8 protein-coding genes are annotated in these 8,518 nt (G+C 71.7%); 4 read left to right on the plus strand and 4 right to left on the minus strand.

All coding sequences use genetic code 11. The annotated features are described in order from the left end of the window. The 3 genes from JWQ92_RS11995 to JWQ92_RS12005 all read left to right on the plus strand — a co-directional run. On the plus strand, positions 1-861 hold an 861-nt coding region (locus tag JWQ92_RS11995; RefSeq protein ID WP_297344692.1), incomplete at its 5' end, for an RNA polymerase sigma factor. Positions 862-867: 6 nt separating this feature from the next. Then, positions 868-2,106: a MurT ligase domain-containing protein gene (locus JWQ92_RS12000; protein ID WP_297344693.1), complete on the plus strand. Its 1,239-nt coding sequence runs from the start codon at positions 868-870 to the stop codon at positions 2,104-2,106. Then, positions 2,103-2,816, plus strand: a complete 714-nt coding sequence (locus JWQ92_RS12005) for a cobyric acid synthase (RefSeq protein WP_297344694.1) — start codon at positions 2,103-2,105, stop codon at positions 2,814-2,816. Before JWQ92_RS12000 ends, JWQ92_RS12005 begins: the two co-directional genes overlap by 4 nt. Before the next feature lie 100 nt (positions 2,817-2,916). Here JWQ92_RS12005 and JWQ92_RS12010 read toward each other — a convergent pair whose 3' ends face one another. Further along, on the minus strand, positions 2,917-3,150 hold the full coding sequence (locus JWQ92_RS12010) for a hypothetical protein (protein ID WP_297344695.1): 234 nt from the start codon (positions 3,148-3,150) through the stop codon (positions 2,917-2,919). Between the two features lie 213 nt (positions 3,151-3,363). On the opposite strand from JWQ92_RS12010, the gene JWQ92_RS12015 reads away from it, so the two are divergent. Continuing rightward, on the plus strand, positions 3,364-5,448 hold the full coding sequence (locus JWQ92_RS12015; protein WP_297344696.1) for a DNA topoisomerase IV subunit B: 2,085 nt from the start codon (positions 3,364-3,366) through the stop codon (positions 5,446-5,448). 200 nt (positions 5,449-5,648) lie between these two features. Here the strand turns inward: JWQ92_RS12015 and JWQ92_RS12020 are convergent, their stop codons facing one another. The 3 genes from JWQ92_RS12020 to JWQ92_RS12030 are packed head-to-tail and all read right to left on the minus strand — an operon-like array spanning position 5,649 to position 8,418. Further along, positions 5,649-7,571, minus strand: a complete 1,923-nt coding sequence (locus tag JWQ92_RS12020; protein WP_297344697.1) for a S53 family peptidase — start codon at positions 7,569-7,571, stop codon at positions 5,649-5,651. A gap of 54 nt (positions 7,572-7,625) precedes the next feature. After that, positions 7,626-7,976, minus strand: coding sequence for a hypothetical protein (locus tag JWQ92_RS12025; RefSeq protein ID WP_297344698.1), 351 nt, complete (start codon positions 7,974-7,976; stop codon positions 7,626-7,628). Then, positions 7,960-8,418 (minus strand): 2-phosphosulfolactate phosphatase, encoded by a 459-nt coding sequence (locus JWQ92_RS12030; RefSeq protein WP_297344699.1) that lies wholly within the window; start codon positions 8,416-8,418, stop codon positions 7,960-7,962. The genes JWQ92_RS12025 and JWQ92_RS12030 overlap by 17 nt, the downstream gene beginning before the upstream one ends. Between the last annotated feature and the right edge of the window lie 100 nt (positions 8,419-8,518).

The following is an 8,518-nucleotide window of genomic DNA, read 5'->3' on the forward strand; positions in this document are numbered from 1 at the left end:
CTGCTGAACGCCGCGGAGGAGGTCGAGCTCGCGATGCGCATCGAGGCCGGCCTGTTCGCGGAGGAGAAGCTCTCCACCGAGGCGGACAAGCTCGGCAAGGAGCTGGTCCGCGAGCTGAAGTGGGTCGCCCGTGACGGGCAGCGCGCGAAGAGCCACCTGCTCGGGGCGAACCTCCGCCTCGTCGTGTCGCTGGCCAAGCGCTACACCGGCCGCGGCATGCAGTTCCTGGACCTGATCCAGGAGGGCAACCTGGGCCTGATCCGTGCGGTCGAGAAGTTCGACTACACGAAGGGCTTCAAGTTCTCCACGTACGCCACCTGGTGGATCCGTCAGGCGATCACCCGCGCCATGGCCGACCAGGCGCGCACGATCCGCATCCCGGTGCACATGGTCGAGGTCATCAACAAGCTCGCCCGCGTGCAGCGGCAGATGCTGCAGGACCTCGGCCGGGAGCCCACCCCCGAGGAGCTGTCCCGCGAGCTCGACATGACGCCCGAGAAGGTCGTCGAGGTGCAGAAGTACGGCCGCGAGCCCATCTCCCTGCACACGCCGCTCGGTGAGGACGGCGACAGCGAGTTCGGTGACCTCATCGAGGACACCGAAGCGGTCGTGCCGGCCGACGCGGTCGGGTTCACCATGCTGCAGAAGCAGCTGGAGAGCCTGCTCGACTCCCTCTCGGAGCGCGAGGCCGGCGTGATCCGGATGCGCTTCGGGCTCGGCGACGGCATGCCGAAGACGCTCGACCAGATCGGGGACACCTTCGGCGTGACCCGCGAGCGGATCCGGCAGATCGAGTCGAAGACGATGGCGAAGCTGCGCCACCCGTCGCGCTCGCAGTCGCTCCGCGACTACCTCGAGTAAACCTGCATGCCGCTCCGCTGGGTGCCGGCCGTCGCGATCGGCCGGGCCGTGCGGATCGCCGCCCGCCTCCGCAAGCCCGGAGGCGGGTCGGCCGTCCCCGGGCTCGTCGTCAACCGGCTCGCGCCGGGCTTCCTCGGCTCCGTGCTGTTCTCCTTCCCGGAGGGCCTCGCGGTCGTCTCCGGTTCCGCCGGGAAGTCGACGACCACGAAGATGCTCGTCGCCGTGCTCGAGGCGCACGGCAAGCGGGTCTTCACCAACCCGTCGACCGCGAACATCAGCCAGGGGCTGACCTCGGCCCTGCTCGAACGCGCGCGCCTCACCGGCCGCATCGACGCGGACGTCGCGGTGCTCGAGATGGACGAGGGGCACGGAGCCCTGCTCTCCGACCGGTTCCGGTCCCGCGTGGTGCTCCTCACCAACGTGATGACCGACCAGATCGACCGTTTCCACGACTCGGAGAAGGTGCTCGGTATGCTCCGGCGCATCGCCGCCACAGCGACCGAACGCCTCGTCCTGAACGGGGACGACGGGCTCCTCGCCCGCATCCGGAGCGACGTGCCCGTGCGCCGGTTCGGCGTGACGGACGGCGTGCTCGCGGCGTCGCCGCGCGGCCTCGGCTACGCGGAGACCGTCCGACCCCCCGAGGCCGACGGGGCGGTCGTGACGGCCGTCGCCGGCGCGTCGGCCGCGGTCCTGCTCGACGGCCGGCAGCACCAGGTGCGGCTGCCGGCCCGCGGCGTCCACTACGCGGTCGACGCCGCCGGTGCCCTCACCGCGGCCGAGGAGATGCTCGGCGATGCCTTCGACGCGGAGACCGCCGTCGCGGCGATCTCCGCGATGCCCGCCGTCTTCGGCCGAGGCGAGGTCGTCACCGTGCGCGGCGTGCAGGTCGAGTTCGTGCTGGTGCAGAACCCGGCCAGCTTCCAGCTCAACGTCGACGAGCTGGAGGAGGGCCTCGATCAGGTGCTCGTCGCGATGGGCTCGGACGTGCGCGACCCCTCGTACTTCTGGCCGGTCGACGCGTCCCGCATCGGGCGTGCGCTCGTCGTCACCGGGTCGAAGGCGGAGGAGATCGCTCTGCAGCTGATCTACCAGGGCGTGCAGGTCGTGCGGATCGAGCCCGACCTGCCCGCCGCGATCGACCACTTCCTGTCGCTGCCCGCGCCGGCCAGGGGCGTGAAGACCATCGTCTTCACGGCCGACGCCATGCGGCGGACGCGGGCCCACCTGGGGCTCACGTCGTGACGGCGGCCATCCTCACCCTGTTCCCCGAGGTCACCGACGTGAACGGCGACGCGCAGAACGCGCTCGTCCTCGCCCGCCGCGCCGAGTGGGCGGGGGAGGACGCCGTCGTCGTGCCTGCCCCGCTGTGGGCGGTGCCCGACGTCCAGCCCGCGGCGATCGTGCTCGGCTCGAGCGTCGACTCCGCCCTGCCGCGCATCCGGGACGGCCTGCTGGCCCTTCTGCCGCGGCTCACCGCGTGGCTCGACGCCGGGGTGCCGCTGCTCGCCATCGGCACGGGCATGGAGCTGCTCGGTTCCCGGATCGACCTCGGGAACGGATCCGTCGTCGAGGGGATCGGTCTCCTGCCGGGCAGCGCCTCGCCGCTCGCCGTGCGCGTCACCGACGACCTCGTCGTCGACGCCGCGGAGGGCCGGCTCATCGGCTACGAGAACCACGCGCGGGGCTTCCGGCTCGACGCCGGGGTGCCCGCCCTCGGCCGGGTCGTGACCGGGGTCGGCGACGGCCGCGGAGTCGACGGGGTGCGGCACGGCTCCATGATCGGCACGCGGCTGCACGGTCCGGTGCTCGCGAAGAACCCCGCCTTCGCCGACGCGCTGCTCGCGCGTGTGTTCGGCAGGCCGGTCGTGCCCGTGTCCGATCAGGCGAAGGCCGCCGATGCGGCGGCCGCGGCCATCCGGGCGCGGCTGCTGAAGGGCCTGCCGAGCCGCTGAGCCCGCCGCTCGGCCGTGGCTCCTGCACCGCACGCACAGAACATGAGAAGGGCCCGTCCGGCGAACCGGACGGGCCCTTCTCATGTCGCCGAAACGCGACCTACGCCTTGGTCTCCTCGAGGAGCTTGCTCGACTCGTCGTGCCAGCTCTGGGCGATCCCGGAGAGCTTCTCCTGGTACTTCTTGCCGTGGTGGGCGCAGAACAGCAGCTCACCGCTGTCGAGCTCCACCCGGATGTACGCCTGCGCACCGCAGCTGTCGCAGCGATCGAGCGCGGTGAGCGAGAACTGCGACTCGAGCGAATCGAGCGGGCCGTGGTCTCCCGAACGCGTCATCGTGACCTCCTTGCGGTGTGCATTGCCGAACCGATACCGACATGTAAGCACGCGCACGGCCGCTCAGTGCGTGAGTACGCGGGCCGTTCGCTGAACGCGTACCCCCAGTCCTCGTGCCGGTGGACCCCCGTGCGGACGAGGGGCGGCGCATCGATCCCGCGTGGGGCGGCGAGTGGACCGGCGCTGTCCTGCCGCGCGGTTACGGTGATCGGGATGGCATCCAGCGACTACTCGGCAAGGCATCTGTCCGTCCTCGAAGGCCTCGAGGCGGTACGCAAGCGTCCCGGCATGTACATCGGCTCGACGGATTCCCGCGGCCTCATGCACTGCCTGTGGGAGATCATCGACAACTCCGTCGACGAGGCGCTCGGCGGCCACGGCGACCGCATCGAGGTCGTGCTGCACCCCGACTCCAGCGTCGAGGTGCGCGACACCGCGCGCGGCATCCCCGTCGACGCGGAGCCCAAGACCGGCCTCTCCGGCGTCGAGGTCGTCTTCACGAAGCTCCATGCCGGCGGCAAGTTCGGCAGCGGCTCCTACGCTGCCTCCGGGGGCCTGCACGGTGTCGGCGCGTCCGTCGTGAACGCCCTGTCGGAGCGGCTCGATGTCGAGGTCGACCGCGGCGGCAAGACCTACGCCATGTCGTTCCACCGCGGCGAGCCCGGCGTCTTCGCGGACCCGCCCGGGGCCGCACCGTCGCCCGACGCACCCTTCGAGGCGTTCGTGTCGAACAGCGTCCTGCGGGTGATCGGCAAGGCGCCCCGCGGCCGCACCGGCACCCGGGTGCGGTACTGGGCAGACCGGCAGATCTTCATCCGCGACGCGCAGTTCTCCCTGCCCGACCTCGCGTCCCGCGCGAGGCAGACGGCCTTCCTCGTCCCGGGGCTCACGATCTCGATCGAGGACCTCCGTGGCGAGACGCCGACGACGGAGCTCTTCCACTACGAGGGCGGCATCGGCGAGTTCGTCGACTTCCTGTCCTCCGACGCGCCTCTGACCGACACGTGGCGGATCCAGGGCTCCGGCGAGTTCACGGAGACGATCCCGGTGCTGCAGGCCAACGGCCACATGGAGGCGACCGAGGTGCGCCGCACCTGCGAGGTCGACATCGCGCTGCGGTGGGGCACCGGGTACGAGACGAACCTCCGCAGCTTCGTGAACATCATCACGACGCCGAAGGGCGGCACCCACAACCAGGGCTTCGAGGCGGCGCTGTTCAAGGTGCTGCAGACGCAGGTCGCCGAGAACGCCCGCAGGCTCAAGGTCGGCCAGACCGAGAAGCTCGAGAAGGACGACGTGATGGCGGGCCTCACCGCGGTGCTCACCGTCCGCCTGCCCGAGCCGCAGTTCGAGGGCCAGACGAAGGAGGTGCTCGGCACGCCGGCGGTCCGTCAGGTGGTCCGCACGGTCGTCACGAACGCACTGAACGACCGGTTCGCCTCGACGAAGCGCGAGGACAAGGCGCAGACGGGCGTGCTGCTCGAGAAGGTCGTCGGCGAGATGAAGGCGCGCATCTCCGCCCGCACCCACAAGGAGACGCAGCGGCGCAAGAACGCGCTCGAGTCGTCGTCGCTGCCCGCCAAGCTGTCCGACTGCCGCTCCAACGTCGTCGCCGACACCGAGCTGTTCATCGTCGAGGGCGACTCGGCACTCGGCACCGCGAAGCTCGCCCGCAACAGCGAGTACCAGGCCGTCATGCCCATCCGCGGCAAGATCCTCAACGTCCAGAAGGCGTCGATCGCGGACATGCTCGGCAACGCCGAGTGCGCGGCGATCATCCAGGCCGTCGGCGCCGGATCCGGCCGCACGTTCGACCTCACGTCGGCCCGGTACGGCAAGGTCATCCTGATGAGCGACGCCGACGTGGACGGCGCGCACATCCGCACGCTGCTGCTCACCCTCTTCTTCCGGTACATGCGGCCCCTGCTCGAGGAGGGGCGGGTGTTCGCCGCCGTGCCGCCGCTGCACCGCGTCGTCGTGCTCGGCTCGAAGAAGACGGAACCGATCTACACCTACAGCGAAGCGGAGCTGCACGGGGTGCTCGCCCAGCTGAAGCGGGACCGCAAGCGCTACCAGGACCCGATCCAGCGGTACAAGGGCCTCGGCGAGATGGACGCCTCGCAGCTCAAGATCACGACGATGGACCGGCGCCACCGCACCCTGCGCCGGGTGCGGATCGACGACGCGGCGGCCGCCGAGCGCACGTTCGAGCTGCTCATGGGCAACGACGTCGCCCCGCGCAAGGAGTTCATCATCGAGGGCTCGAACGGACTCGACCGCGAGCGCATCGACGCGTAGCAGGACGTCGCGGACGGTCCGCTTCGGGCTGTGCCCGGCCGGGAACACCGGCCGTGGGCGCAGCGACGGCCCTTCGCTCCCGTTTCGCAGGTCGGTTGCGGGTCCGGTCAGGGAGAGGTGGGCCAGGGCCTCGGCGGGGCGCAGCTGGACGAGGAGGGCCCGGGAGCGTGCGCTTCCGGGCCCTCCTCGTGCTCAGCGCACTACTTGAGGGCCGTGAGCCAGTTCGCGTTCGGAGAGCCGACACCGGTCACGTTGTCGTAGCCGCGGGTCACGGCCAGCGAGCTGTCCTGACCGAAGGTGCGCAGCACGTACGCGATGCCGCCGCCGGCGTTCTCGCTGTTGCTGTAGTTCGACCGCACGTTGCCGGCGTCGAGCGGGTTGCCGACGACGTCGGTGAACGCGCTCGACCGGTCCTTGTAGATCACCGGGTTGAGCAGGCCCGCGTCGTGCTTCGCCTGCTGGATCGCGAGCGCCGTCATGCCGGCGAAGAGCGGCGACGCGAGGCTGGTGCCGCCGATCCGGTACTCGTCGTAGGAGACGCCGTCCGAGAAGGTCTGCGTCTCACCGATGAGCATCCCGGTGGTCGGGTCGGCGTCCATCGCGACGTCCGGCACCTGCCTGGCTGCGCCCCCGACCACGCCCGACTGGTAGGCGGGCTTGTTGAACAGGGACGAGCTGCCGCCGCCCGCGCCGTAGAGGAAGCCGCCGTTCACCCAGCTCTTCCCGTTCGCCGAGAGGGAGTAGGTGGAGGTGCCCCAGCCGGCCTCGCCGATGAGCGAGCCGTCCGCGCCGATGCCGGCGGCGGTGCCGCCGATGCCGGTGACGTACGGGTCGGACGCCGGGTAGTCGACCTGCTTGATCCCGGTGGTCGCGAGCTCGTCACCGTTGTCGCCGGACGAGAACGCGAAGGAGATGCCCTCCAACGTGCCCTGCAGGAAGACCTGCTCGTAGGCGGCGACGCTGTCGGACGTCTCGGCCTCCTCGACGTCGCTCCACGAGTTCGACACGACGCTGACCTTGTCCTGATCGACGACCTTGCCGAGCGTCGTGAGAAAGTCCTCGTCGAGGCAGCTCTGCGAGCCGTAGTAGCGGATGTTCGCAGCCGGGGCCATCGCATGCACGGCCTCGACGTCGAGCGTCTCCTCGCCGAACCAGCCCGACGGGTCGCACAGGTCCTGGTTCGTGTACGTCGACGGCGTGACCTGCGTGAGCTGGCCGCGAGCGTAGGCGCCGTCACCGTGGTTGACGGCGTAGCGGTTCGCGTCGCTCGCGATCGTCGGCGCCGCGTAGGCGTCGGTGATGCCGACCGTGACGCCGGTGCCGTCGAGCGCCGTGCTGCCCTCGTAGGCCGCCCGGAGCTGCGGGCCGGTGTAGCCGCACACCGCGTACGGGACCGTCTTGCCCTGGAACTTCGGCAGCGGCGTCGTGAAGTCGGCCTGCAGCTTCGCGGCTACCTGGCCGTAGTAGGTGGAGCACGGACGGGCGTTGCGGTAGCCGGCGGGCGGGGGCGCGGGCGTGGAGGATGCCGGCTTCACGACGTGCGGCGACGTGTCGAGGCCGGTCACCGTGGTCACGAGGCCGGCGATCGACGCCGGCAGCGCGAGCGAGGTGCTCGGCGCCTGCACGTTCCGGCCGTTGTGGCGGTAGCGCGCGATCGGGGCGTGGAACGCCTTCTGAGCGGCGGCGACGTCGCCGGAGACGCTGATGTAGCGGTTGCTGCTCTCGACCCCCGTGACCACGAGCCCCGCGGCCTTCAGGTACCCCTCGACGTTCTGCACCGCGGAGTCGGTGGGGGCGTACCGGGCGCGGTACTGGTCCGGCGTGACGAACGCGCCGTAGGTCGGGGATCCGGGCGTCGAGACGGCGAGCGCCGCCGCCTTGAGCGCGTCCACGCCGCCCTTCGGCGCGAGGTAGACCTTCGCGGTGGTGGCGGCGCTGCCGGCTGCGGTGCCGAGGTGCGTCGCCTTGCCGAGCCAGGCCGGCTTCGAGTGGGGGATGGGCTTCGTGGGCTCATCCGCGTTCGCGGGCATCGCGGTCAGCGACAGCCCCGCGACCGCTGCGACCGCGGCGGTGATGGAGAGAAGACGACGTGCCCGAGGGCGGCCGCCGGCATGTGAGAACAAACCGGATCCTTCGTTGTGAGAGGTACCGGGCACTGGGTAGCGCCCCGGCCGACGCTAAGTCGGCCCTGAACAGGGGGCAAGAGGAGACAAAGTGGTCTTCCCCCGAGGGGGACGTGGCGGCCGGGACACGATGAACCAGCCGTCCGACAGCTCCGGCACGACCGAGGTCGCGTCCAGCTCGAGGGCCGTCGCGACGTCGTCGCCGTATCCGCGGTCGTGCAGCTCGCGGGCGCTCGCACCGTCCGCGACGACGGCGGGAGCGAGGCCGGCGACCGCCGCGGCCGTGCGGGCCTCCGCCGACAGCCATGCCGCCGGCAGGGGTGCGAGGACCCGGGCCGCGCCGAGCAGGTCCTCGATCGCGGGCCGCAGGCCGCCGTCGGGCCACCGCTCACCGGCGGCGAGCACGATCGCCGGTCAGCGCCGGATCCTGGTCCAGGCGGCGCTGCAGCTCCTGGGCGACGGCGGAGGCGTTCCGGACACCCGCCGCGAGCACGGTCGCTCCTGCGGCTGCGGCCGCTGAGGCGAGGGCGCCACCGTTCGGGGACGGCAGGACCACGCGCGTCCCGGCCGGGAGGCCGCGCATCGAGCCGGGGGAGAGGGACGGGCGCCCGGATCCGCGAGGGCCGGCGACGAGTGCGCCCGCGGACGGCGCGGATGGCGCCGCCGAGGGAGCCGGCGCGACGAGCACGCCGGCCTCGGCCGCCACGACGGCGGCGGTGCTGAACGACAGCACGTCGACCACGACGACCACCGCGGGTCCCGTGACGCCGGCGAGCAGCGCGTCCAGCCCGGACCGGAACTGCTCGAACCGGACCCGGGCCCCCGCCTGCGACCACGGGGCCGCCACGGCGGTCAGCGTGCGGCCGTGCCGAAGGCGTCGACGACGGCCTCGAGCGGGATACCGGGCGCGTCCCGCCGGGCGAGCGCCTCCGGGAAGCGCCGCGCCG

This window comes from Amnibacterium sp. (assembly GCF_025463795.1).
Taxonomy (GTDB): domain Bacteria; phylum Actinomycetota; class Actinomycetes; order Actinomycetales; family Microbacteriaceae; genus Amnibacterium.